Source organism: Pseudoclavibacter sp. CFCC 14310, assembly GCF_008831165.1.
In the GTDB taxonomy this organism is placed as follows: Bacteria; Actinomycetota; Actinomycetes; order Actinomycetales; family Microbacteriaceae; genus Pseudoclavibacter_A.
The window spans coordinates 344406-369483 of record NZ_WBKC01000004.1 but is presented as its reverse complement, the minus strand read 5'-3'; the positions used below and the strand labels follow the sequence as shown (position 1 = coordinate 369483).

Annotated in this window: 20 protein-coding genes; 11 read left to right on the top strand and 9 right to left on the bottom strand. The window is 66.6% G+C overall.

The features are described 5' to 3' along the window. Window positions 1-161: 161 nt before the first annotated feature. Window positions 162-1802 (top strand): PucR family transcriptional regulator, encoded by a 1641-nt coding sequence (locus tag F8O06_RS11195; protein WP_158038629.1) that lies wholly within the window; start codon window positions 162-164, stop codon window positions 1800-1802. Here the strand turns inward: F8O06_RS11195 and F8O06_RS11190 are convergent. Further along, the gene (locus F8O06_RS11190) at window positions 1768-2181 is read right to left on the bottom strand and encodes a hypothetical protein (RefSeq protein WP_158038628.1); all 414 of its coding nucleotides are present in this window, start codon (window positions 2179-2181) and stop codon (window positions 1768-1770) included. The genes F8O06_RS11195 and F8O06_RS11190 overlap by 35 nt on opposite strands. On the opposite strand from F8O06_RS11190, the gene F8O06_RS12555 reads away from it, so the two are divergent. After that, complete coding sequence (locus F8O06_RS12555; RefSeq protein ID WP_158038627.1) at window positions 2149-2295, top strand: helix-turn-helix domain-containing protein; 147 nt, start codon at window positions 2149-2151, stop codon at window positions 2293-2295. The two genes, F8O06_RS11190 and F8O06_RS12555, sit on opposite strands and share 33 nt — an antisense overlap. A 17-nt stretch (window positions 2296-2312) precedes the next feature. Here F8O06_RS12555 and F8O06_RS11180 read toward each other — a convergent pair whose 3' ends face one another. From F8O06_RS11180 to F8O06_RS11160, 5 genes are all read right to left on the bottom strand, one after another. Continuing rightward, window positions 2313-4112, bottom strand: a complete 1800-nt coding sequence (locus F8O06_RS11180) for an acetyl/propionyl/methylcrotonyl-CoA carboxylase subunit alpha (protein ID WP_158038626.1) — start codon at window positions 4110-4112, stop codon at window positions 2313-2315. Between the two features lie 2 nt (window positions 4113-4114). After that, entirely contained in the window at window positions 4115-5791 is a 1677-nt protein-coding gene (locus F8O06_RS11175) for a carboxyltransferase domain-containing protein (protein ID WP_158038625.1), read from the bottom strand. A gap of 1 nt (window position 5792) precedes the next feature. Beyond that, a complete protein-coding gene (locus F8O06_RS11170) occupies window positions 5793-6590 on the bottom strand; it encodes a putative hydro-lyase (protein WP_158038624.1) in 798 nt (265 codons plus the stop codon). Then, window positions 6587-7363 carry a LamB/YcsF family protein gene (locus F8O06_RS11165; protein ID WP_158038623.1) on the bottom strand — a complete coding sequence of 259 codons (777 nt, stop codon included), beginning with the start codon at window positions 7361-7363 and terminating at the stop codon, window positions 6587-6589. Before F8O06_RS11165 ends, F8O06_RS11170 begins: the two co-directional genes overlap by 4 nt. Before the next feature lie 151 nt (window positions 7364-7514). Next, on the bottom strand, window positions 7515-8822 hold the full coding sequence (locus F8O06_RS11160) for an NRAMP family divalent metal transporter (RefSeq protein ID WP_158038622.1): 1308 nt from the start codon (window positions 8820-8822) through the stop codon (window positions 7515-7517). Between the two features lie 224 nt (window positions 8823-9046). Here F8O06_RS11160 and F8O06_RS11155 point away from each other — a divergent pair, with 224 nt between their 5' ends. After that, a complete protein-coding gene (locus tag F8O06_RS11155) occupies window positions 9047-9709 on the top strand; it encodes a GntR family transcriptional regulator (RefSeq protein ID WP_158038621.1) in 663 nt (220 codons plus the stop codon). A gap of 3 nt (window positions 9710-9712) precedes the next feature. Here the strand turns inward: F8O06_RS11155 and purB are convergent, their stop codons facing one another. Next, window positions 9713-11092, bottom strand: coding sequence for an adenylosuccinate lyase (gene purB, locus F8O06_RS11150; RefSeq protein ID WP_158038620.1), 1380 nt, complete (start codon window positions 11090-11092; stop codon window positions 9713-9715). A gap of 74 nt (window positions 11093-11166) precedes the next feature. After that, complete coding sequence (locus tag F8O06_RS11145) at window positions 11167-11940, bottom strand: nuclear transport factor 2 family protein (protein ID WP_158038619.1); 774 nt, start codon at window positions 11938-11940, stop codon at window positions 11167-11169. A 193-nt stretch (window positions 11941-12133) separates the two neighbouring features. On the opposite strand from F8O06_RS11145, the gene F8O06_RS11140 reads away from it, so the two are divergent. The 3 genes from F8O06_RS11140 (at window position 12134) to F8O06_RS11130 (ending at window position 15285) form a co-directional block, all read left to right on the top strand. After that, window positions 12134-13525, top strand: coding sequence for an NAD-dependent succinate-semialdehyde dehydrogenase (locus F8O06_RS11140; RefSeq protein WP_158038618.1), 1392 nt, complete (start codon window positions 12134-12136; stop codon window positions 13523-13525). A 102-nt stretch (window positions 13526-13627) separates the two neighbouring features. Continuing rightward, window positions 13628-14800 carry a pyridoxal phosphate-dependent aminotransferase gene (locus F8O06_RS11135; protein WP_158038617.1) on the top strand — a complete coding sequence of 391 codons (1173 nt, stop codon included), beginning with the start codon at window positions 13628-13630 and terminating at the stop codon, window positions 14798-14800. A 26-nt stretch (window positions 14801-14826) separates the two neighbouring features. Further along, a complete protein-coding gene (locus tag F8O06_RS11130) occupies window positions 14827-15285 on the top strand; it encodes an Lrp/AsnC family transcriptional regulator (protein ID WP_158038616.1) in 459 nt (152 codons plus the stop codon). A gap of 56 nt (window positions 15286-15341) precedes the next feature. On the opposite strand, the gene F8O06_RS11125 is transcribed toward F8O06_RS11130, so the two are convergent. After that, window positions 15342-16532 carry a helix-turn-helix domain-containing protein gene (locus tag F8O06_RS11125; protein WP_192496936.1) on the bottom strand — a complete coding sequence of 397 codons (1191 nt, stop codon included), beginning with the start codon at window positions 16530-16532 and terminating at the stop codon, window positions 15342-15344. 192 nt (window positions 16533-16724) lie between these two features. Between F8O06_RS11125 and F8O06_RS11120 the strand changes: the two genes are divergently transcribed. The 5 genes from F8O06_RS11120 to F8O06_RS11100 all read left to right on the top strand — a co-directional run bounded on the left by F8O06_RS11120 (window position 16725) and on the right by F8O06_RS11100 (window position 25075). Beyond that, complete coding sequence (locus F8O06_RS11120) at window positions 16725-18071, top strand: MFS transporter (protein ID WP_158038614.1); 1347 nt, start codon at window positions 16725-16727, stop codon at window positions 18069-18071. A gap of 68 nt (window positions 18072-18139) precedes the next feature. After that, entirely contained in the window at window positions 18140-19822 is a 1683-nt protein-coding gene (locus F8O06_RS11115) for a thiamine pyrophosphate-dependent enzyme (RefSeq protein WP_158038613.1), read from the top strand. Window positions 19823-19825: 3 nt separating this feature from the next. Further along, window positions 19826-21250, top strand: a complete 1425-nt coding sequence (locus F8O06_RS11110) for an aminobutyraldehyde dehydrogenase (protein ID WP_158038612.1) — start codon at window positions 19826-19828, stop codon at window positions 21248-21250. 72 nt (window positions 21251-21322) lie between these two features. Continuing rightward, the gene (locus tag F8O06_RS11105; protein ID WP_158038611.1) at window positions 21323-22963 is read left to right on the top strand and encodes an amidohydrolase; all 1641 of its coding nucleotides are present in this window, start codon (window positions 21323-21325) and stop codon (window positions 22961-22963) included. 54 nt (window positions 22964-23017) lie between these two features. Next, window positions 23018-25075 carry an amidase gene (locus F8O06_RS11100; protein ID WP_158038610.1) on the top strand — a complete coding sequence of 686 codons (2058 nt, stop codon included), beginning with the start codon at window positions 23018-23020 and terminating at the stop codon, window positions 25073-25075. Window positions 25076-25078 lie beyond the last annotated feature (3 nt).

Below are 25078 nucleotides of genomic sequence, written 5' to 3'. Positions count from 1 at the left end.
CGATATGCTGCATGTGGGGTGCTGGCAGGGCGAAAAAGCGCGGCAAGTCACGCCACGACAGCGGGGGTGAGACCCACCTCGGCATATGAAGGCTGGGTTACAGGGTGCCGTCGGATCGCCCGATGCAGCGCTCACGTGCATGTCAGTCAGAGGAGTAACGCATGAACGCCATCACTCTGCGAGGGCTGCTGCAGCGTCAGGATCTCTCGCTGCAGTTGGTGAGCGCGATCACCGACGACGGCAGCGGCGCGCTCGATCACCCGATTCGATGGGGGTACAGCACCGATCTGCTCGATCCCACCCCGTTCCTGCGAGGCAGCGAGCTCATTCTCACCACAGGGCAGCAGCTGCTGTCGGCATCAGACGTCGAGACCGTGACGCGCGACTATGTCGAGCGCATCGCACGGGGCGGAGCGGTCGGTCTCGTGTACACCCTCGAGCACCCTGACCCCCGATGGGAGGCTGTGCTGCGGCGAAGCTGCGTCGCAGCGGGCATGCCGCTGCTCGAAGCCCCCTTCTCGACCCCCTTCATCAGCATCAGCGAGGCCATCAGCTCCGGGCGTGCGGATCCTGAGCGCGAGAGCCTGCGCAAGGTGCTGCATGCGCAGCACGCCCTCACACTCGCCTCTCTCGAGCGCATGCCCGCACAGGCGCTCGTTCGCGAGCTCGCGCTGCTGCTGGGCTGCTCCGTCTGGCTCTGGGGAGGCGGAGCTCGTCTGCTCGGAGTCGCCCCGGTCGACCCTCCGCCGAGCTGGGTGGAGCCGCTTGTGCGAGATCGGATGCATGACGCCCGGCGTCGCCGTCAGTCGGGACGTGAGGAGCACGACGGTCAGCACCTGATCATCCACATGCTCAACGCGCCCGAAAGCACCGCACCCATCGGGGCTCTCACCCTGCTGTGGGCCGCATCGGCAGCAGGGCGGCTCGCCAGGCGACCTTCGCAGCGGCGCAGCGCCGAGGCGAACGATCGTGATGAGCGCATGATCGTCAACACGGCCGTCGCCATGCTGCAGCTGGCGCTGACCAGTCGACCGCCGGGGGGCGTCGACCATGACGAAGTGGTTCAGCTGGGGCTGCGCGCGCTGCTGACTGACGAAGTGGGCACGGGCCGTGCCCTGCTCGAGCGCTCATTCGCCGACGGAGGTCGACTCGACGCGGGGGCGCACCAGTGGCAGCTGGTGTGCTCGGGGCGTGCGCTGGCGACGCGGGGCGAACCTGCGCTCAGCGTTCGCGACGTCGTCGCCGGTGTCTGGGTGACCTTGGTCGCGACGCCGCTGAACGAAGACCCCGACGACACGCTGCGTCGGCTCGCGCGGGTGAACTCGAACGGGCCGGTCGAGAGCGCGGCCCGGCGTGCGCCGGTGGTGGCGGTCGACCTGCCCGCATTCGGTCCGGCGCAGATCCATGGCCTGTCGGCTTCGTTCGCCGCCGCACTCTGGCGATACCGGCAGCTGCCTGACGCGGCAGGAGTGATCGAACGTCTCGATGCCGGCCAGACAGCCGTGCTGCGTGTGCTGTCGACTGATTCGGATGCCGCCGCGGTGCTGCGGCGTGTCGCGACGATGGCCGATCCCGCTCTGGCAGCCACGTTCACGGTCTGGTGCGACTGCATGTACGAATGGCAGGCGGCTGCCGACCGGCTGGGCGTGCACCGCAACACCGTGGTGCGTCGCGTGCGCACCTTGGGCGCCGCACTCGGATGCGACCTGGAACACGACGCCGACGCCTGTCGGGTCACGTGGCTCGCACTTGCGGTGCAGGCCGAGCTCAGCGGTCCTGCGTCGGCAGCGCCTCGAACGTGAGCGAGGCCGAGGCATGCCCGGCCTTGACGACGATCATGACCTGGTCGTCAAGACGTGGCCGGTGCACTGAGATGGTGCCACGATAGGTGCCTTCGCCATCGGCGACAGGGCGAAGCAGATGCCCGTCGGCCCACACTTGGGCATCCGTATCGGCGGGCAGCCGCACCTCCACCTGCCAGAATCGTGCGTGCCGTGAGATGCTCACCTCGGGCACCACGTCGGCCGCAGATGCGGGCGTTCGACTCGTCGTGCCGACCTCGATCTGGTCGCTCGGGAGGGTCGGGGTGAGGAATGCGGGCTCGCGTCGCCGTGTCGCCTGCTCGTAAGCCCAGGCGGCATCGATCAGATGGTCGTCGCTGTACGCCGCCTGCAGGTGCATCGTCACACGCTGCGAGCCTGCATCGAGAAGTGCGCGCGGGTGCTCGATGCGGATCTGCGCGATCCGAAGGTGCGACACGAGCTGTGGCTCGCGCTGCAGGCGCTGCCTGAGTGATGCGGCGCAGTCGACGTTCACCGCACGAGAGCGATGCATGCTCCGCCGCTGATCAGCGCGCTGCCGACCTTTGCGTCGCGGTGCAGCACCCCCGCGCACGGCGCGAGCACCTGTGTCTCCATCTTCATAGCCTCCATGACTGCGAGCACCTCGCCTTCGGCGACCGACGCTCCGTCTTCCGCCTTCCACGCGACGAGCGTTCCGGTGATCGGCGCGCACACCGCACCGGGCTCGTTCGACCCGACTCCGCCGGCTGCGGCATCCGTGGCGGATGCGCTGGCCGTGACCGCCTCGCCGCTGGGGCCGCTCTGCAGCACGGCGGCCGCAGAGACTCCGCCTGCCAGCGAGCCGACCAGCTGTGCCGGAAGCCCGAGCTCGACACGGCGGCCGTCGAGCTCGATCCAGGTGCGTGTCAGCGGTTCGTTCGGCATCGGGTCAGAGAAGGGCTGATGCAGCTCGTCGAGCCAGGAGCATTCGGTCTCGATCCACCTCGTGTGCACCGCGAAGCCGTCAGCATCGGCGGCGGCGAACGCTGGATCGTCGACGACGCGCCGGTCGAAGTCCAGCAGCGTCGGCACGCCGTCGACCTGGAACTCCTGCAGCGCCTGGCGGGCCTTGCGCAGTGCCTCGTCGCGATCGGCACCCCAGACCACGAGCTTCGCCAGCAGCGAGTCGTACAGCCCGCTCACCACACTGCCCGCGACGACACCGGAGTCGAGACGCACGCCCTCGCCGCCCGGAGCGTCGAAACGGCTGATGCGCCCGGGTGCCGGCAGAAACCCACGCCCGGCGTCTTCGGCGTTGATGCGGAACTCGAAGGCATGGCCCCGTGGCAGCGGGGTCTGGTCGATCTCGAGCGGCAGCCCGTCGGCGACTCGCAGCTGCTGCCGCACCAGATCGACGCCGCTGGTCAGCTCGGTGATCGGATGCTCGACCTGCAGGCGGGTGTTCACTTCGAGAAACGAGACCGTGCCGTTCGCCCCGACCAGGAACTCGACCGTGCCGGCGCTGACATAGTCTGCGGCCTCGCAGATGCGCTTCGCCGCCGACTCGATCGCGCTGCGCTGCTCGTCGGTGAGGAACGGCGCCGGTGCCTCTTCGACGACTTTCTGATTGCGTCGCTGCAGCGAGCAGTCACGAGTGCCGACCACGACGACGTGACCGTCGGCGTCGCCGACGACCTGCGCTTCGACGTGTCGCGGGTGTGGCACGTACTGTTCGATGAAGCATTCTCCGCGGCCGAACGCGGCGACCGCCTCTCGTACGGCCGACTCGAACTGGTCGACCACCTCGTCGAGTCTCCAGGCCACCTTCAGGCCTCGTCCGCCGCCTCCGAACGCGGCTTTGATCGCGATCGGCAGGCCGTGCTGCTGGGCGAACGCCAGCGCCTCGGCTCCGTCGGCGACCGGTCCCGGAGTGCCCTCGACGAGTGGGGCTCCGACCGAGGAGGCCAGCTGGCGAGCGGTCACCTTGTCGCCGAGCGAGCGGATCGTCTGCGGCCGAGGGCCGATCCAGATGAGTCCTGCGTCGATGACGGCCTGAGCGAAGTCGGCGTTCTCTGACAGAAAGCCGTAACCGGGGTGCACGGCGTCAGCATGCGCACGTCGGGCGACGTCGATGAGTGCGTCGATGTCGAGGTACGTGTCAGCGGCAGTGGCCCCGGGCAGGGCATAGGCCTCGTCGGCGACGCGGGTGTGCAGCGCATCGGCATCGGGGTCGGAGTACACCGCGATCGAGGTCACCCCATAGGCGGCGCAGCCTCGAGCGATGCGCACGGCGATCTCGCCGCGGTTGGCGATGAGCACTCTGCTGATCATGTTCAGTTCTCCTTCGTGAGAGATGCGTCGTCGGCGGCGGATGCCTGCCCCGGAGGGTCGGTGACCGCACGAAAGCGAATGCTGGCGCCGATCGGCACCTGTCCGGCGAGATTGAGGTGATATGAGGCGACCGAGCCGATGACGGGGTAGCCGCCGGTCAGCGGGTGATCGGCCATGAACAGCACCGGTTGCCCGTTGGGCGGCACCTGCAGAGCACCAGAGGAGGTGCCCTCAGACTCGAGCTCTCGGTGGTCGCGGCGCTCCAGCGGCGTCGGCCCGTGCAGGCGCAGACCGACGCGGTTCGACTGCGCCGTGACCTCCCACTGCTGATCGAAGAGCGTCTGCACCGCGTCACCGGTGAACATCTCGGTACGCGGCCCGAGCACCACATCGAGAGTGACCACGTCGCCCGGAGCGGGCAGACGGCTGTGCAGAGTGCCGTCGGGCGCATCCGCACCCCAGATCTGTGCGACCGCAGCGACCGCGGCACGGCGCACCGGCAGCACGTCACCGGCGCGCAGAGGCTTCGGGCCAAGGCCCGAGAGCACATCGGTCGAGAGGCTGTCGAGCACCGGGGCGACGGCGAACCCACCGCGTACGCCGACGTATGCGACGCTGCCGCGCGTGGGAAAGCCGAGCTCGAGCGTCTCGCCGTCGCGCAGAGCGAAGGCCTGCAGCTCGGGAGCCGAGCGGGGAGCCTGCATCCGGGCTGCTGGGCGTTCAGCGTCCGTCTCCGTCTCCGGCGTCGACGCGGGGCGGACGGTGGCCGACACCTGCGCGCCGGTGACGGCGAGCACCAGTTCGCCGATCGCTCGCAGTCGCAGACCGCCGTGCGTCTCGATGCTTGCGGCATCGGAGGAGTTGCCGACGAGACGGGCCGCCAATCGGGCGCTGTCATGGTCGAGAGCACCGGAACGTGAGACGCCGAGATCGGCGTGCCCCGGTCGCCCAAGATCTTGCAGAGTCGAGCCGAGCCCAGGCTCGACGACCTCCAGTGCGGTTCGCGAGCCGCTGTCGTCGCCTGCGATGGCAGAGGGCTGGGGTGCGGCCGGCTGCTGCCGCGTCGATCTCTCGGTCTCGACGAAGCGCACGCGCATGCCGGGGCGCAGGGTCGCGGGAGGATCCAGGCGCAGATCGAACATCGGCAGCTCGGTGGTGCCGATGACCTGCCAGCCGCCGGGGCTGACGCGCGGATAGATCCCGCTGTACGTACCGGCCAGACCGACGGCTCCGGCGGGAATGGCAGTGCGCGGGGTGCTTCGGCGCGGCACGTTCAGCCTCGGGTCGCCGCCGACCAGATAGCTGAAGCCGGGAGCGAAACCGGTGAACGCGACGGTGTAGGTCGAGGCGGTGTGCATGGCGATGACGTCTGCAGGAGTGACGCCGAGCAGATTCGCCACCTCGGCGAGGTCGTCTCCGTCATAGCTGACCGGCACCTGGACGATCTCCCCGTCGGCACCGAGCGGCGCGCTCACGTCGCGTTCCAGCAGCAGCGCGGTGAGCTCGGCGGCATCGATGCGGGTCGGGTGAAAACGCACGAGCACCGTTCGAGCGGCAGGAACGAGCTCGTGCACTCCCGCAATCGGATCGTCCAGCAGCGACTGGTTGAGAGCCACCGCCTGCGAGAGCTCGTCCAGCTCGACTAACAGCACATCGGTGTTGACCGGCAGCACGCGCATCTCAGACCTCGTACGTCGTGTCGGAGACGTCTGAGACGAACATGTATCCCGGGGCGTGCGTGATCGCGAACGGAAGCCGCGAGGCCATGACGGCCGCCTGCGGAGTGACGCCGCACGCCCAGAACACCGGCACCTCGCCGTCATGCACGGGCACTGCATCGCCGAAGTCGGGTCGTGCCAGATCGGCGACGCCCAGGCCGGCCGGGTCGCCGACGTGCACTGGCGAGCCGTGCACCGCCGGATAGCGACCCGAGATCATCGCCGCCTCGGCCACCCGATCCGAGGGGATCGGCCGCATCGACACGACCATCTCGCCGTGGAAGGCCCCCGCGGGGCGACACTGCCGATTCGTGCGATACATGGGAACGTTCGTTCCCTCTGCGATGTGCCGAACCTCGATGCCCGCCCGCTGCAGCGGCGTCTCGAAGGTGAAGCTGCAGCCGATGAGAAATGCGACCAGATCAGGGTGCTCCGCCCAGGCCTCCGTCGCATCGGTCGGCTCGTCGACCAGCTCGCCGTCGCGCCACACCCGATACTTCGGAAGGTCGGTGCGCAGATCCGCGGTCGGCGCCAGCACCGTGCGAGGCGAGCCGGGATCGGTCACGTCGAGCACCGGGCACGGCTTCGGGTTGCGCTGGGCGAAGAGCAGAAAATCGTAGGCGTACTCGCGTGGCACGGCCAGCAGGTTGGCCTGCGCCATGCCCGGGGCGACGCCCGCCGTGGGCAGGCACTCGCCGGCGCGGTAGCGCTCGCGGGCCGTTCGGGCTTCGAGCTGCGCGGATGCGATGGGGGAGTTCATGCGGCCTCCTCAGGGTCAAGCGTGGAACGAACGGCAATTCCTTCGTGCTGTAAGCGGTCACGAATCGCCCGGGCCATGTCGAGGGCACCCGGCGAGTCGCTGTGCACGCAGACCGATTCGGCATTGAGATGGAGCTGGCTGCCGTCGACGGCGATCAGCGTGCCGGTCTCGGCGAGACGAACGATGCGATCGGCCACGGCATCCGCATCGCTCAGGACGGCACCTGGCTCGCGACGTGAGACGAGCGTGCCATCGGGCTGGTAGCCCCGGTCGGCGAAGGCCTCAGCGATCACCCGGAGGCCCGCTTCGTCGGCGACACGGGCGAAGACCGAGCCGGCCAGTGCCATCACGGCCAGGTCTGAGTCGTACTCGCGGATCGCCTCGACCACAGCCGCAGCCTGCACCGGATCGATGGCGATGCGGTTGTAGAGCCCGCCATGCGGCTTGACGTAGCGCATGCGCCCGCCGGCCGACCGCGTGATGCCGTCGAGCGCGGCGATCTGGTAGAGCACGTCGGCGGTCAGCTCCGGCGAGGCGACATCCATCGCGCGACGCCCGAAGCCGGCGAGATCTCGGTATGCAGGGTGGGCGCCGATGACGACGCCTCGGCCGACGGCCGACTTCGTCGTGTGCATGAGACCGATCGGGTCGCCGGCGTGAAAGCCACAGGCGATGTTCGCGCTGGTGACGATGTCGAGCATGGCGTCGTCGTCGCCGAGCGACCACCGGCCGAAGCCTTCGCCCATGTCGCTGTTGAGGTCTATTGCTGTCATGATGCTCCAATTCTGCGCCCGAAGTCTCGACGACGGGCGGTGCAGGTGTGGTGCTGCGGTGATGATGCTGCGAGGTCACCGCGGTGATGGAGGGCCGGCGGGCGCTCCGGGGAGGGGAGAGCACCCACCGGCCCGGGTCTGAGCGATCAGGCTACGAGAGGCCGAGCAGAGCGAAGATCGGCTGGATCGACGAGATGCCCATCCACCAGGTGAAGACGCAGACGAGCGCTCCGAGGATGAGCAGCCAGATCGGGTAGCGGTAGTTGCCGAGCAGATCGCGCCGGGCGAAGCCGATGTAGATCATCAGCGTGAGGCCGATGGGCAGGATCAGTCCGTTGAAGCCGCCGGCGAAGACCAGCAGTGCTGCCGGAGCCGTGCCGAGCAGCAGGTAGACGACCAGCGAGACGGCGATGAAGCCGATCGTGGTGATGTTGCGCAGACGCGGTTCGAGGAACTTCGGGCTGAAGACGTTGAAGAATGACACCGAGGTGTACGCGGCGCCGATGGTCGACGTCGTGCCGGCCGCCCAGAAGATGACACCGAAGATGCGGAACCCCCATTCGCCGAGCGCGACCTGGAAGGCCTGCGCGGCGGGGTTGGCGGTGTGACTTGCGAGATCGATCGTGACTCCGCTGGCTGCGACGCCGAGAATGGCGAGGAACAGCAGGTAGCGGATGACGCCGGTGATGGTGACGCCCCAGAACGATGCCGTGCTGATGGCCTTGATGTTCTCGCTGCCGGTGATCTTCGCATCGAGCAGGCGATGCGCGCCGGCATAGGTGATGTAGCCGCCGATGGTGCCGCCGACGATCGTGGTCAGTGCGGCGAGGTTGACGTTGTCGGGCATCACGGTCTCGGTGAGCGCGTGACCGACGGGGGGCTGCACGACGAAGAGCACGATCACCACGATGGCGACCTTGACCGCGGCGAGCGCGATCACCACTCGATCCATCACCTTTCCGGCGCGTTTGTACAGAAAGATGCCGATCGCCAAGAGCGCGCCGATGAGCCCGCCGATCTTCGGGTCAAGCCCGATCGCGGCGTTCAGCCCGAGGCCGATGCCGGCGATGTTGCCGATGTTGAACACGAGCCCGCCGAAGATGACCAGCACGGCGAGCACGTAGCCGGTGCCCGGAATGGCGGCGTTGGCGAGCTCTCCGGCGGTCTTGCCCGAGAGCCCGATGATGCGCCAGACGTTCAGCTGCACGATGAAGTCGATGACGATCGACAGTAGGATGCCGAATCCGAAGGCTGCGCCGAGCTGCACGGTGAAGGTCGCCGTCTGCGTGATGAAGCCGGGGCCGACTGCAGACATGGCCATCAGGAAGACCGCGCCGATCAGGGAGCTTCGGCGTTCTTTCAGAAACTGAGCGGTCTGGCTGCCCTTCGAGGCAGAAGGACTGACGCTCGATGATGAGGGCTCTCGGGTTTCCGACCCGGGAGAGGTCTCTGCGCTCATGGTGCTCCATTCGAACAGGCGGGCGTCGGCCCGCGGTCGTCGTTGACTGTGCGATATCGTACAGGTTGTTCAACAAAGAGCATGAACACTTGAAATATGATCGGAGTTTCGTTCATGTTACAAGTAGGTGAAGTGAACAATTACCGACCCGTTGAGGCCGGACGCGCTGCACGTGCCACCAGGGCGCAGCCGGGAGCCGAAACGGGGCGGGTAGAATTTCTGCTGTGACCCAAGCGCTCCCACTCTCCGTGCCTGAGAAGGCGGCGCAGGCTCTGCGCGTACTGATCACCGACGGCGAGGTCTCGCCGGGAGACAAGCTTCCAGAGGCCGATCTGGCCGAGCGACTGGGCGTGTCTCGCAACACGTTGCGAGAGGTCTTCCGCCTGCTCGCTCGCGAGCGCCTGGTCGAGCACGTTCCCAATCGCGGAGTGTTCGTCAGCCGTCCCGGTCTTCCCGAGGTCTTCGACGTCTTCCGGGTGCGGCAGCTGATCGAACCCGAGGCGATCGCCGGTGCCGCACCGGGGCATCCGTCGCTCGAGCGCATGCGAGACTGCGTGCTGCGTGCTCGAGCCGCGGCCGAGGCCGATGACTGGCGCGCTGTCGGCACGGCCGATGTGACGTTTCACGAGGCGGTGATCGCCCTCGCCGACAGCCCGATACTCGCAGACCTGTATCGGTCGCTCGCCGCGCAGCTGCGGCTGATGTTCGGGCTGATCGGCAGCCCGCGCTACATGCATGAGCAGTACATCGACCGCAATGAGCAGATCGTCGGCCTGATTCAGCGGGGCGACTCTGCGGATGCGGCGCAAGAGATGCGCGCATACCTGCACGACGCCCAAGAGCAGATCGTCAACGCCTACGTCTCCGGGCGAGTCTCCTCTGTCTGACCCTCACCGCGTCTTCGCCAGCTGAGGCGCGAGCCCGATGTAGGTCTCGGGGCGCAGCGCCAGCAGGCGCTGCTTGGCCTCGTCGCCGATGTCGAGCCCGCGCACGAACTGCTCGAGGTCGGCCTGGCCGATGCGGTGCCCGCGGGTGAGCCCCTTGAGCAGCGTGTACGGGTCGTCGATCTTCGAGCGACCGGCGGCGACCTCGGCGCGAATCACCGTCTGAATGGCCTCGGCGAGCACCTCCCAGTTGTGGTCGAGGTCGTCGAGCAGTGCCGGGGCGGCCAGCTCGACCGTGTTCAGCCCCTTGGCGATGTTGTCGAGCGCGAGCAGCGAATGGCCGAAGGCGACGCCGATGTTGCGCTGCGTGGTCGAGTCGGTGAGGTCTCGCTGCATGCGGCTGGTGATCAGCGTCTGCGCGAGCGAGCCGAACAGCGCGTTCGAGAGCTCGAGGTTCGCCTCGGCGTTCTCGAAGCGAATCGGGTTGACCTTGTGCGGCATGGTCGACGACCCGACCTCTCCTGCGACCGGGATCTGATGGAAGTACCCCATCGAGATGTACGTCCAGAAGTCGGTGGCGAGGTTGTGCAGGATGCCGTTGAAGTGCTCGACCGTCGAGTAGAGCTCGGCCTGCCAGTCGTGCGACTCGATCTGCGTGGTCAGCGGGTTCCAGGTGAGGCCCAGGCCCTCGACGAAGTCGCGTGAGACGTCGGGCCAGTCGGCACTCGGGTCGGCCACCACGTGCGCTGCATAGGTGCCCGTCGCACCGTTGAACTTGCCCAGATACTGCTGCTCGCGCACGTGTCCCAGCTGGCGACGCAGCCGGTGCGTGAACACGGCCAGTTCTTTGCCCATCGTGGTGGGCGTCGCCGGCTGCCCGTGCGTGTGGGCGAGCAGTGGCACGTCGCCGTAGCGCTCGGCGAGCTCCGCGATCTGGGCGACCACGGCATCCGCCTTCGGCAGCCACACCTCACGCACCGCGTCGCGCACGATCACAGCGTAGGAGAGATTGTTGATGTCTTCGCTGGTGCAGGCGATGTGCACCAGCTCGGCGCGATCGGCCAGCCCCAGGGCAGGCAGGTGCTGGCGGATGAACACCTCGACGCTCTTCACATCGTGCTTCTTGACGGCCTCGAGCTTGGCGAGCTCATCGATGCTGTTCTGGTCGAAGTCGGTGACCAGCGCTCGCAGACCGGCCTTCTGATCCGCGGTGAGCGGGCTGGTGCCGAACAGACCGTTCTCGGTCAGAAAGATCAGCCACTCGACCTCGATGTGCACTCGCGCGCGGTTCAGGCCCGCCTCGCTGAGGTACTCGCCGAGGCCGCTGACGGCCTTCTGGTAGCGGCCGTCGAGAGGGCTGAGTGGCTGGTGGTCGAGAGTGCTCAAGAGGTGGCTCCTGTGGATGCGATGGCTGGTCTGCGTGAACATGACCAGCTTAGTGCGGGAGCCGTGCGAGGCAGTCAGAACAGACCGTAGGGATGCACAGCCTCGCTGTCTGCCGGAATCTCGGCGATCGCATCCCACAGCTCGACGATCTTGCCGTCGGCCACGCGCCACAGTTCGAGGAAGGCGTGTCTGACGCCGCCGATGCTGCCCTCTGACTGGGTCAGCACGAAATCGTTCTGCGCGACGCGTCGGTGCGTGCGGTCGTAGACGAGGGGAGTGCCTTCGCTTTTGAGTTGGTGAAGAAACTCCACGACGGCCTCGGTGCCGTCGGCGATGTCGGGGCTGTGCTGGCGAAAGCCCTCGCCGTTGCTGAACGTCGCCCACTCGTCATACCGCTGTTCGATCAGCACGGTCTGGAAGAAATCAGCGACTTGGCGGCGGCTGGTCTCGGTGTCGACGCTTCGGTCGGTGTGCACCGGCCCGTCGAGCTGTGTTCTGCCGCTCGCATTCGGGGGCGCTTCGGGAACGAGGCCGTCCCAGTGCTCGACGATTGCCCCGTCGGCCACCCGATAGATGTCGAATCCGATCAGCGGTTCGTCGTCCAGCCCGGTGTATCGGCCGTGCAGCGCGACGAGGTCGTCGTCGACGAACTGTCGGACGAGTCGATACCTGAGCGTCGGTGCCTCTTCGACCAGCTGCTTCAGTCCTATTCTGCCGTCAGCGACGAGTGGGGAGTGCTCGATGAAGCCTGGAGCGAAGGCGTCGGTGTCGAGCACGCTGGTGTCTCGGTCGCCGAACAGCCGCTGGTGGGCGGTGACGACGAGCTCGAGGGCCTCTGCTGCAGTCATGTCGGGCCTTTCTGAGAAGACTGGGCTGCCCGGATGGAAGACTGGGCTGCCCGGATGCGGCCAGCCTAAGCGATGCTCCCGCAGCCGCGGCGGTACGTATACGATCACCGGCGATTCCTCCCATTCCGTCCACTCCGATGACGCGGCGGATAGGCTGGCCGCCAACCGACCCCAACGACAAGGAGACCTCACTATGTCAACGTCGACATACGCTGTGACCAATCCCGCCACGGGTGAGAGGCTGGCCGAGTACCCGGCCATCCAGGACGCCGCGCTCGCCGAGGCGATCAGTCGAGCCACCGAGGCACACGCACGCTGGAGCACGACTTCGATCGCCGAGCGCGTCCAGGCCATCCACCGCGTCGCCGCGCTGCATCGGGAACGCCGAGATCGGCTGGCTGAGATCGCCACCCGCGAGATGGGCAAGCCACTCGAGCAGTCGCTGGGCGAAGTCGACTTCTCGGCCGACATCTACGACTACTATGCCGACCATGCCGAAGCGTTCCTGGCGGATGACCCGATCGAGCCGGCCAATCCCGGCACGGCGTTCGTACGCAAGGCCTCGCTGGGGCCGCTGCTCGGCATCATGCCGTGGAACTTTCCCTACTATCAGGTGGCTCGCTTCGCCGGCCCGAACCTGATCATCGGCAATACGATCCTGCTGAAACCCGCTCTGCAGTGTCCGGAGTCGGCGCAGCAGATCGAAGACATCATGGCTGAAGCCGGAGTCATCGACGGGGCGTACGTCTCGGTGCTCGCCACTCATGAGCAGATCGAATCGGTCGTCGCCGACCCACGTGTGCGCGGAGTCTCGCTGACCGGCTCTGCCCGTGCCGGTGCGGCGGTGGCTGCGCTCGCGGGGCAGCACGTGAAGAAAGTCGTGTTGGAGCTGGGAGGCTCCGACCCGTTCATTCTGCTCAGCACCGACGATCTCGATGCCACGGTCGAAGCTGCCGTCGCCGCGAGACTCGACAACAACGGGCAGTCGTGCAACGGGGCGAAGCGCTTTCTGATCGTCGACGACCTGTACGACGAGTTCCTGCGGCGCTTCGTCGCGGCGCTCAGCGACGTGCATGCGCAGAACCCCGCAGTGGCGCCGGACATCGCGCTCGGGCCGCTCAGCTCGCTGTCGGCTGCCGAGCTGCTCAGCGATCAGGTGCAGCGAGCACTCGACCAGGGGGCCACTGCGGTGCTCGGCGGCCCCGAACACCGCGGCGCCTACTTCGATCCCACAGTTCTCACCGGGGTGACGCCTCAGAACGACGCCTATCGTGAGGAGTTCTTCGGCCCGGTGGCGCAGGTCTATCGCGTCAGCGACGAAGACGAGGCGGTGCAGATCGCCAACGACACGGAGTACGGCCTCGGCTCCTACCTGTTCACGACGGATCGCGCCCAGGCGCTGCGCGTGGCAGATCGCATCGACGCCGGCATGGTGTACATCAACGAAGTGGGCGCCGACTCGGCTGAGCTGTCGTTCGGCGGGGTCAAAGGCTCAGGCAACGGCCGCGAACTCGGTGCGCTGGGCATTCAGGAGTTCGTCAACAAGAAACTGATCCGCTCTGGAGACACCGATCTGCTGAGCTGAACACAGTTGGCCGGAAAATATCCGGCAGATATTGCAGACACCGGAATTCCTCCGTAATCTGAATGTGGTTGTTTACTCATTCGCAGGTTCAGGAGGACGCAGATGGTTCCGGGAGATCTCTCGCTCGTCGCACAGAGCACGCCGCGCTCGGGAATTCGTGACGTCTTCGACGACTGCGAGCTGATTCCCGACGTCATCACTTTCGCCGTCGGCGAGCCGGCGGAGTCGGTGCCCGAACGCGCGGCCAAGGCCGCATGCGAGGCGATCAGCCGAGGCGACACCCACTACACCAACGTGCTCGGCGTGCCCGAATTCCGCGCCGCCGCAGTCGCATACACCAAACGCGCCAAAGGTCTCGAGTACGACGCCGAGACCGAGGCCCAGGCGGTGCCTGGAGCGACCTTCGGCCTGTATCTCGCTCTGCGGGCGCTGCTCAACCCCGGTGACGAAGTCATCATTCCCTCACCGCACTTCACCTCGTACGATGCGCAGGTGCTGCTCTGCGAGGGGCGGCCGGTGACGGTGCCGCTCCGGCCTGAGAACGGCATGAGGCTCAACGCCGAAGACATCGAGCGCGCGGTCACCTCGCGAAGCAAGGTCGTGATCGTGAACTCGCCCGGAAACCCAACCGGGGCGGTGACCTCGGCGGCCGAGCTGGAGCGTATCGCCCAGGTCTGTCAGCGACATGGTCTGTGGGTGATCTCGGACGAGGTGTACCACGCCTTCGTCTACGGCGACGCCCCGGTCGCCCCGTCAATCGCGTCGTGCCCGGGCATGCGCGACCAGACCGTCATCGTCGACAGTCTGTCGAAGACGTATGCGATGACCGGGTGGCGCATCGGCTACCTGCTGGGGCCGAGCGCTCTGGTCGAAGAGACGGCGAAGATCGCCGAGCTGATCCATTCGTCGAACAACACCCCTGCGCAGTTCGCCGGAGTCGCGGCGCTCAACGGCCTCGACGCCGACATCGCACGCATGCGCGACGCATATGCCGTGCGCCGTGACGCGGTGCTCTCTGCTCTGCAGGATGCGCCGAACCTGCGCGCAGTCGCGCCCGACGGCGCCTTCTACGTGTTCGTCGACGTGCGCGACAGCGGTCTGGACTCTGCCGAGTTCAGCAGCCGTCTGCTGCAGCAGGAGCACGTGGCCGTCGTGCCGGGTGAGGCGTTCGGGCCGCTCGGGCAGGGGTTCGTGCGCATCTCATATGCGGGCGATCTCGATGAGATCGTCGAGGGCATGGGGCGGCTGGTCAGGTTCGCCAATCAGCTTGGCTGAGCGGTGCGAGCCGTAGACTCGGAGTCATGGACAGCATCGACCAAGCCATCGTCACCGCACTGCTGACCGAGGGGCGGTCGACCCTCGCGCGCCTCGCCGAGGTCTCCGGGCTCTCCACCTCGGCTGTGCAGTCGCGGGTGCAGCGTCTCGAGCGAGACGGCACGATTCGTGGGTATCGAGCGGTCATCGACCACGAGGCTGTGGGCCGGCCTCTGACCGCATTCATCGAGATCACGCCGTTCGACCCGGCCGCCCCTGACGATGCCCCCGAACGTCTGCGGGGCGTCGCGGGCATCGAGGCCTGCTATTCGATTGCGGGGGATGCCAGCTATCTGCTGCTGGTTCGGGTTGCGGCTCCGAGCGTGCTCGAAGAGCTGCTGCAGCAGATTCGCAGTGTGGCGAACGTCAGCACGCGCACCATGGTGGTGCTGCGTACGTACTTTGAGGGTGAGCCCGAACCCATCGGTGAGCCGCAGCGCGACTGAGGTCGTCTCTGCCGTGCTGGTGAGGTCCGAGCGCGGTCAGCGCTCACCGATGTGAATCACGTCCGGGTGGTACTGGAGGTGTCGGCGAGCAGCACGTGGACATAGGCTGCATCACGGGGAGTCGTCAGATCCAAGCCGGTTAGGTCGATAAGCCGGTGGAGGCGATTGAGTACTGTGTTGCGATGGCAGCCGAGAGTGGCAGCGGCTTCGGCCGCGCTGCCAGAAAGCAGAAAAGTGCGGACCGTCTGCATGAGCTGGCCCCGCTCGCGTGGTGAACAGCCCTCAAACGCTCGGTCGAACGAGATGAATGCCTGCGGGGCGCGATGTCGCAGCGTGCGGGCGGCGAAGCGAGTCCAGACATCCTGTACGGTATACGGGCCGACATCGGTCGGTTCCAGCACTCGTGCAATTTCGGCAGCGGCCCGACTGGCTGCTGGAATCTGGCTCAAGCCTGCCACCCTGCCCACGTGCCCGCAGGACAGGTCTGCCAATGCCCGGAGAGGATGGGCTGGGGAGTCTGGAATGTCGGCGGGCCAGAACATCACCCAAATTTGCGTCGGCTCCGCATGGAAGACAACGCGCCGTGAGTAAGTCTGCGCACGAAGGCGCACTCGTCCGATGGCGGGATCGTTGATCCCTGCGCAGACCTCGTACGTGGCAGTCGGGTCCAAGCCGAAGGCAACTCCCAGTGAATTGGTGAGTACCGTGTCTGGTGATGTCTTCGAGAGGAACCTGCTCAGCATAAGCGCGCGCTGATCCTGATCTTCGCGAAGAATGAGGTTGCGCTCCACGTGATAGCTCGTCTGCGCATAGCGCGCATAGCTGTCGACTGCATGCCAGAGGTCTTTGACATGTGTCGCCAGTACCGCGAGGTCCTGCTCATCAGACATGGCGAGCAGACGATCCCAGATGATGCGGAAGTCGATCTGAATGGCCTGAACGAGGGCGTTCACGCTGATCCCAGCCCGGGCTCTGGTGCGCCCCAACTCGCTGGCGATGTGCTCCATGTGCTCCCAACTCGGATGCTTTTCTGGGTCGAGGGCGAGAACGGCGGCGAGGATCGACCGGTAGGAGGAGAACGCCGTCTCGACGAGGTCGGAGTGATTGGGTTGCTGCAGCTCGTAGACGCTGAGTCGGTTCATCTCGTCGATGAAATCGGCTACGAGGTATTCGACGTTGTCGTGGAGCTGCGAAATCATCTCACGCCAGCGAAGATTCGCTGCCGAGGAGTTTGACGCATATGACATTGGGATTTTTCCTGACTGTAACATTCGGATGATTGTCGGCCGTCCGTCTGAATAGCATGTGCATATGCCCAATAGGGCGGGGGTGATTTCCAGCATATCGTGGACAGTTTTCAGCAATCTGACTGATTGCATAGGTTTTCAAGAAAGCAGGTGATGTGCCTGCGCCTCTCTCGTGAACCTAAGGAGCGAGCAATGACTGATGCTCGAAATGCTGATCCCGACACTGCGGTGAACGTCAGCACGGATGTTGCGAAGCGCGCCTCCATCGCGGCGTTCGTTGGCACTGCCATGGAGTGGTACGACTTCTTCCTGTTCACCACTGCTGCTGCATTGGTGTTCAACGTCGAGTTCTTCACCAGTGAGAATGCGTTCGTCGCCTCGATGGCCTCTTTCGCCACCTTGGCCGTGGGGTTCGTCGCCCGACCGATCGGCGGTCTGATCTTCGGGGCTCTCGGTGACAAGATTGGACGCCGTCGAGTACTCATGATCACAGTGATCGGCATCGGCGTGGTGACAGCACTGATCGGCATGCTGCCGACCTATGCGCAGATCGGTGTCTGGGCTCCGACGCTTCTGGTCATTCTGCGCTTCTTACAGGGGCTTGCAGTCGGTGGAGAGTGGAGCGGGGCCGTCACTTTCGCGATCGAGCACGCTCCGGTCGAACAGCGAGCCAAGTATGCGGCCATTCCTCAGCTGGGGTCGCCCGTGGGCACGATTCTCTCCTCCGGAGGCTTCTTTCTCGTGTCTGCCCTCTCCAGCGAGGAATTCTTCATCTCATGGGGCTGGCGCATTCCCTTCCTCATCGCCATCCCGCTGCTGTTGGTCGCGATCGTCATTCGCAAGCATATGGAGGAATCTCCGGTCTTCATGCAGCTTGAGGCGGAAGATGCCATTGCCGAACAGCCCATTCGCGAAGTCTTCAAATCGTCGTGGCGTCAGATCGTCATTGCAGCCATGGTCGCATTCACCGGTGTGGGCGGGTTCTACGTCGTCACCACGTTCATCGTCAGCTATGGCAAGTCGACACTGGGCTTGCCCGCGAATCTGCTGCTCTTCGCCGCGATGATTGCGGCTATCGCCGAGCTTGGTGTGCTGTGGATCGGCGGCAGGCTGGGAGTGCGCTATGGGGCGAACCGAGTGGCAGTCGTCGGTGGCATCGCAACCGTGGTGATGGCGTTCCCCGTCTTCCTACTGGTCACGACCAAGGTTCCTGTGCTCGTGGTCTTGGGCATGGTCATCGGTATCATCGTGGTCTCCATCCCCTACGCCGCACAGGGTGCGATCCTGACCGATCTCTTCCCGGCGCGTCTGCGACTGTCGGGCGTGGCCATCTCGTCGAACCTGTCGTCGGTGCTCAGCGGCTTCATGCCACTCATCGCCACGGCCCTCGTAGCGACGCAGGGCGGTCACTGGTGGCCGGTCTCCGTTCTGCTCGTCGTTGTCGCGGCCATCACGCTGACCGGAGCCCTACTCGCACCACGGCATAGCGCCGTGCACCACATCACGGGTGCGCAGCTTCCTGCGCGCACCGAGGCCTGAACCTGGTCAGCCGTTTCCCTGGTGTGGGCGCATTCCCCCGAAATCGACTCTACAAAGGACCTGGAATCATGAGCGAACCTCAAAAGATGAGCGCCGGCCACCTGATCGTGCACCAGCTGGAGCGCGAAGGCACACGTCGAGTCTGGCTTGTGCCCGGTGAGAGCTATCTCGACGTTCTCGACGGATTGTACGACTCCGCGATCGAGGCCATACCGTGTCGGCAGGAAGGAGGTGCGGGCTTCGCGGCCCTCGCCGAGGCGCGCCTCACTGGACAGCCCGGAGTCGTCATGGTGACCAGAGGGCCAGGCGTCGCCAACGCAATGATCGCGGTGCACACCGCATGGCAGGATGCCACCCCGCTCGTTGTGCTGGTCGGACTGATCCCGGTTCGGGAGCGCGGCCGTGAGGCATTTCAGGAGTTTAGCCTCGAGGGCTGGTTCGGAACCACTGCGAAGCATGTGGTCACGCTCGACCAGCCGGAGGACGCCGCGTTCGTCGTGTCGCGTGCATGGCACATCGCGCGAAGCGGTCGCCCGGGGCCGGTGGTCATCGGCCTGCCGGAGGACGTTCTCGTGGAATCGGTGAGCGCGCCCGCCCCGGGCTTCCCCCACCAGCTGCCCCGGAGCGAGGCCACCGCCGCGGAGCGGAAGGAACTCGTAGCGCTGGTCGCAGGTGCGCGTCGCCCCATGGCCGTCGTCGGCGGTGATCACTGGGCGCAACGCACCAGTGATCGTCTGGTCGCGTGGGCGTCTGCGCAGGGGGTGCCCGTAGCCACCGATTTCCGTTCCTACGATCTCGTCGATCACGACGCCGCATGTTTCGCCGGGCCGCTCGGATACGCCCGTGACCAGCGACTGGCCGACCGGCTCGACGCGGCCGACACCGTCGTCTACCTCGGCTGCGCGCGGACCGACGTGCTCAGCGACAGGTATTCGCTCGCCGCCGACGCCCGATCGGTCGTCATCAGCGCCGATCCGGAGGCGCACGGCCACTTCGGCCGCCTCGATCTGCAGCTGGTCTGCGACCTCGAATCCGGAGTCGATGCGCTGACCGGCACCCGTGCGACGGCCGTCGAGCCCGACTGGATGAGCGACGCGCATCAGGACCATGTCGCCTTCGCGACGCCGCACCCGGACGGCGGGCGCTTCGTCGATCTCGGCGCGGCCTTCGGCATCCTGCGCAAGCGGCTGGAGGCGGAGCCGGATCCGGTCATCACCTATGGCGCAGGCAACCACGCGCTGTGGGCGCAGCGCTATCTTCCCGCACACCGCACCGCCAGCCTGCTCGGGCCGAAGAACGGCGCGATGGGGTTCGGCATCCCGGCCGCAGTCGCCGCGGCCATCGTGGAGCCTCAGCGTCGTGTGGTCTCGGTCGCCGGCGACGGATGTCTGCTCATGAACGGCCAAGAGCTCGCCACGGCACACGCCCATGGTGCGCGCGTGCTGGTCATCGCCGTGGACAACAGCGGTTTCGGCACGATCCGCGAGCATCAGCAGCGGCACTATCCGGGGAGGCCGTCCGGCACATCTCTGACGAATCCGGATCTCGCGCTGTACGCGCGCGCCTTCGGCGGCTATGGGCGGCGTGTCGAGACGACCGAGGAGTTTAGCGCGGCATTGGACGAGGCGCTTGCCGCACCAGGAGTCGCACTGCTGCACCTCATCGCCGATCCGGCGGTGCTGGAACCTGACGTTCACTCGATCGAGCCCGCTGATGGCGCCGCGACGGGTGCCCGAGGCGAGGAGGCCTGACGCATGATTCGGCTCACCAATTTCATCGACGGATGCGAGAACCCGACCAGCTCGACGCTGCCGCTGGTCGACCCGACCACGCGCGAGATGATCGGCACGGCGCCGGACAGCTCGGCGGCCGAGGTCGATTTCGCGGTGCAGGCGGCGGCTCGGGCCTTCACCTCCTGGGGGCGAACCACGCCGGCCGTGCGCCAGCGTGCGCTGCTCGGACTGGCCGATCTGATCGAGCAGCATGCTGACGAACTGGTGGATGCGGAAGTCGCGCTGACCGGGAAGCCCCGCGCCGCGACCCGTCAGATCGAAGTGCTGCGGTCGGCCGACCAACTGCGATTCTTCGCCGGACTGGCCCGGGTGCCCTCAGGAACGGCCCAGACCGAATACGTGCAGGGGTTCACCTCTACGATTCGCAGGGAGCCGCTCGGAGTCGTCGCACAGATCACTCCCTGGAACTACCCGCTGATGATGGCCGTCTGGAAGCTCGGACCCGCCTTGGCCGCGGGCAACACCATCGTCATCAAACCTGCAGAGACCACGCCGTGGAGCACCGTCATACTCGCCCGCCTGGCCAACGAAGTGCTGCCGGCCGGCGTGGTGAACGTCGTCTGCGGCGGACGGGCGACCGGTGAAGCGCTTGTGGCGCATCCCCGACCCGACCTGGTCGCGATCACGGGGTCGACTCGCGCCGGGAAGTCGGTCATGGCATCGGCTGCCCAGACGGTTAAAGAGGTGCACCTCGAGCTGGGCGGCAAGGCGCCGGCGATCGTCTTCGCCGATCGTGCGACGCCGCAGAGCGCCGCACAGATCGTGCAGGCGGCGTTCTTCAACGCCGGGCAGGACTGCACGGCGATCACACGTGTGCTCGTGCAGCGCGAGCAGTACTCGCAGTTCGTCGAACAGCTCGGCAGCGCGGCGAGGGAGCTGATCGTCGGCGATCCGGATGAGGAGGGAGTGTTCCTCGGCCCGGTCAACAGCGCGGCGCAGTTCACGCGCGTGCTGGGCTTCCTGGAACGCCTTCCCGCACACGCGCGCGTCGTGACAGGCGGGCGGGGGCGTGAGCCCGGGTACCGCGTTATGCCGACGGTCATCGCCGACGTGCTGCAGAGCGACGAAGTGGTTCGAGACGAGGTCTTCGGGCCGGTGCTGACCGTGCAGCCCTTCGACGACGAGAACGAAGCGCTGGAGATGGCGAACGACTCGGTGTACGCGCTGGCGTCGAGCGTGTGGACGAATGACATCGAGCGGGCGAATCGGGTGGCGCAGCGACTCGACTACGGCACCGTCTGGGTGAACTGTCATCAGGTGCTGCCGGCGGAGAATCCGCACGGCGGCTTCAAGCAGTCGGGGATCGGCAAGGACCTGTCGGTGTTCGCCTACGAGAGCTACACGCGTGTCAAGAACATCACGGTGGCGGTGTCGGCACAGGCATGACCGACAGCCCTAGGGGCGCCCGCCACGACCGTGCAGAGGCGCGGCCGAAACGTACACAAGAGTGAGGAAGACATGTTCCGCTTGGACACCATCTATGAGAACGCCGAGTTCGTGACGATGGATCCGCAGCGTCCACAGGCTCGACGAGTCGGGGTCATCGACGGCACGATCGTGGGCGTCGACGACGACATCGACGGTCTGGAGGCCGCTCAGCACGTCGACCTGCGAGGCACGACCGTCCTACCGGGGTTCAACGACGTGCACTGCCATACGACGTGGTTCGGCCTCACCCTGGCCGAGGTCGACCTCTCAGATCTGCACACCCTAGAGGCGCTTCTCGACCGCATCGGACAGGCGGCCAGTGTGGCGAAGCCGGGGGAGTGGATCCGGTGCACGGGTTTCAACCACCATCTTTATGGCGGGGGGCGTCCGCACCGCCGGGATCTCGACCGGGTGAGCCCGCAGAATCCGGTGTTCATTCGGCAGACCTCTGGCCACTCGTCCGTGGTCAACTCGGCGACGCTGCGTCTCATCGGCGCCTTCGACGCGGAGTTTCACGATCCGGAAGGCGGTCGTGTCGTCCGCGATGAGCACGGGGAGCCGACCGGGCTCGTCGAGGAGCAGGCGCAGCAGCTCGTGCAGCAGCTCACCCTTCCGTACTCGGTCGCAGCGATCGAGGCCGCCCTCGACCGCGCCACCGCGCAATACGCACGGGAGGGCATCACCAGTTTCACCGAGGCAGGCATAGCGGCGGGCTGGATCGGCTACAGCCCGGCCGAATTCCTCGCGTATCAGCAGGCGCTACAACACGGCCGGCTGCGCGCTCGCGCTCAAGTCATGCCGTTCATCGGAGCGCTGCACGCTATCGCCGCCCATGAGGACGACGAACTCGGCATCACCCTCGACCTCGGGCTGCGCAGTGGTCTCGGCGACGCCCGGCTGAGCATCGGCCCGACCAAGATCTTCACCGACGGCGCGCTGTCAGGCGAGACCGCCGCACTGACCCAGCACTACTGCACCCACGAGGAATTCTCCGGGTACCTGCAGGATGACGCCGACACGCTGCACGATCGCATCGTGCAGGCGGCCAGGTCTGGTTGGGCCGTCGCCGCGCACGCCATCGGAGACCGCGCGATCGACGTCGCCCTCGATGCGATCGAGGAGGCTCTGCATCTCGCCGGGCGTCCCCCGCTGCCGCACCGCATCGAGCATGCGGCGGTGCTGCGGGACGATCAGCTCGAACGCATGCGCGCGCTTGGCGTCGTTCCCACGCCACAACCCGGGTTCTTCGTCAACATCGGTGACGGCATGCTGCGATCGCTGGGGGCGCAACGGGCGGCGCAGACCTATCGGGGCCGGTCGCTGATCGACGCGGGCATCGTGCTCCCGGGCAGCTCCGACCGGCCGTGCGCGCCAGGGGAGCCGCTCGTCGGCATCGAGTCGTTCGTCACGAGGGAGACCGGGTCTGGGCAGCTCTTCGGCTCGGCTGAGGAGTGCCTCACCGTCGATCAGGCCCTGTACGCGTACACGGTCGGCTCGGCGCAGGCCACCGGCATGGAACACCGCAAAGGCAGGCTGCGTCGCGGCATGGTGGCAGACATGGTTGCGCTCGAGAGGGACCCGAGAACGGTCGACTCCCACGAGATCTCGGAGATCCCCGTGTGCGCAACCGTGCTCGGGGGAGAGTTCACCCATGAGGCGCTCGAGAGCTGAGCGATGGCAGGGCAACGGACACATGAACCGATGAGAGATGGACAGGAGACGTCGATGACTGACGTAGACGTGGTAGAGAAGTCAATCCGCGAGCTTTCGGAGCTCCTCGACGGAGGTGAGACCACATCCGTGGGCCTGGTCGAGGCGTATCTGCGCCGCATCGCGGCGTTCGATCGGCAGGGGCTCCTGCTGAACTCCGTGGTGCGCATCAACCCCGCGGTCTTCGAGGAGGCGCAGGCGGCCGACCGGCGCCGCGCCGCGGGCGAGTCACGGGGACTGCTCGACGGCATCCCCTTCACCGCGAAGGACAGTTACTCGGTGAAGGGGATGCCGGTGTCGGCCGGCTCTCCGGCGTTCGCCGATCTCGTCGCAGGGCAGGACGCGCATGCGGTGGCCGTGCTGCGTCGCCGCGGCGCGGTGTTCCTGGGGCTGACCAACATGCCTCCGATGGCCGACGGCGGCATGCAGCGAGGTCTGTACGGGCGTGCCGAGAGCCCCTACAACGAGAACTTTCTCGCGGCCGCCTACCAGTCGGGGTCGTCGAACGGGTCGGGTACGTCGACTGCAGCCTCGTTCGCGGCGTTCGGGCTCGGCGAGGAGACCTGGTCGTCGGGGCGGGCTCCGGCCTCGAACGGCGGTCTGGCGGCCTACACGCCTTCGCGAGGCGTGATCTCGGTGCGGGGAAACTGGCCCCTGGTGCCCACCATGGACGTCGTCGTGCCGCACGCGCGCTCGGTCGACGACCTGTGTATCGTCTCGTCGGCACTCTCAGAGGCTGACGCCGGGACCGCCGGCGACTTCTGGCGGGAGCAGCCGTACGTCGCACTGCCCGAGCACCACCCGCTTCCCGATCACACGTCGCCCGTCGCACTGTCCGGCCTCGGCTTCGCGGTTCCCGACATGTACCTGAACCGCGATCCTGACAGCACGCGCCCGATTGAGACCCGGGCCAGCATCGTGGAGCTCTTCGAACGGATGCTGACCGAGGTCGCCGGGGCAGGTGCGGTCGTGCGCCGTACGGACTTCCCCGCCGTCTCGAACTACGAGGGCGACCGTGCGGGCGCGCCGACTTTGGACGACCGAGGCATCGTTCCCGCGGCTTTCCTGAAGAAGGAGCGCCACGACCTGACCGTGTACGCCTGGGACCGTTTTCTCCGGCTGAACGACGATCCGAACCTGCATGCCCTGGCCGATGTCGACGGACCGAAGATCTTCCCGCAGCCGGAGGGGGCTGTGCCATTCAGCGATCAGACCGACGTGACGATCGCAGACTATGTCACCTGGGCGCAGCGCCACGTGCCGGTGCTCGATGAGATTGATGAGATCGGCGCGGGGTTGCACGGTCTGGAGCGCACCCGCAAGATCGACTTCGAGGAGTGGCTCTCGCAGGCCGGTCTGGATGCGGTGCTGCTGCCGACTGTCGGAGACATCGGCCCCTTCGACGCCGACTTCAACCCCGAGTCGAACCGGCTGGCCATGCGAAACGGCACGTGGGTCGCCAACGGTAACCTGGTCTTCCGTCATCTGGGCATTCCGACTGTGACGGTCACGCTCGGAGTGCTGCCGGACATCCACATGCCGGTCGGTGTGACCATTGCCGGCCCGTCGGGGGCAGACGAGCGCCTCTTCGCCATCGCCAGCGCACTGGAGCAGCTGATCGCAGGTCTCGGCGAGCCCTTCGGGCGTCATGAGCCGAATCGCCTTCGTGAGCGGCAGCTCTCACCGGTGAAAGCCGGTAGCCCGATTCCGCAGGCGACTGCAGCCGACGCCGAAGGCGTTCGTACAACGCCTCCTGCCATTGAGATTGCTGTCGCTGCTGGCGCCAGTGACGATGAGGGCACTGTCGAGATCACGGTGACTGGACGAGTCGAACGGGTCTCCGGTCTGCTGAGAGTCACGGTGAACGCCGGGAGCGTGCCGGTGATCTGGGCTGATGCCCCGGCGGCATCGGAGCATGCCGCATTCACCGCTCGCACGAAGGTATCGGCTCACGACCTGTATCGTCTGCACAGCACCTGGCGTGGACCGTACGGAGCTCTCGCCGTCGCTGTCGTCGAGCAAGAGAGCCAGCCTGTGGCCGCAGCGTGGGCGACGACCGGCGAGCAGTGCTGACGG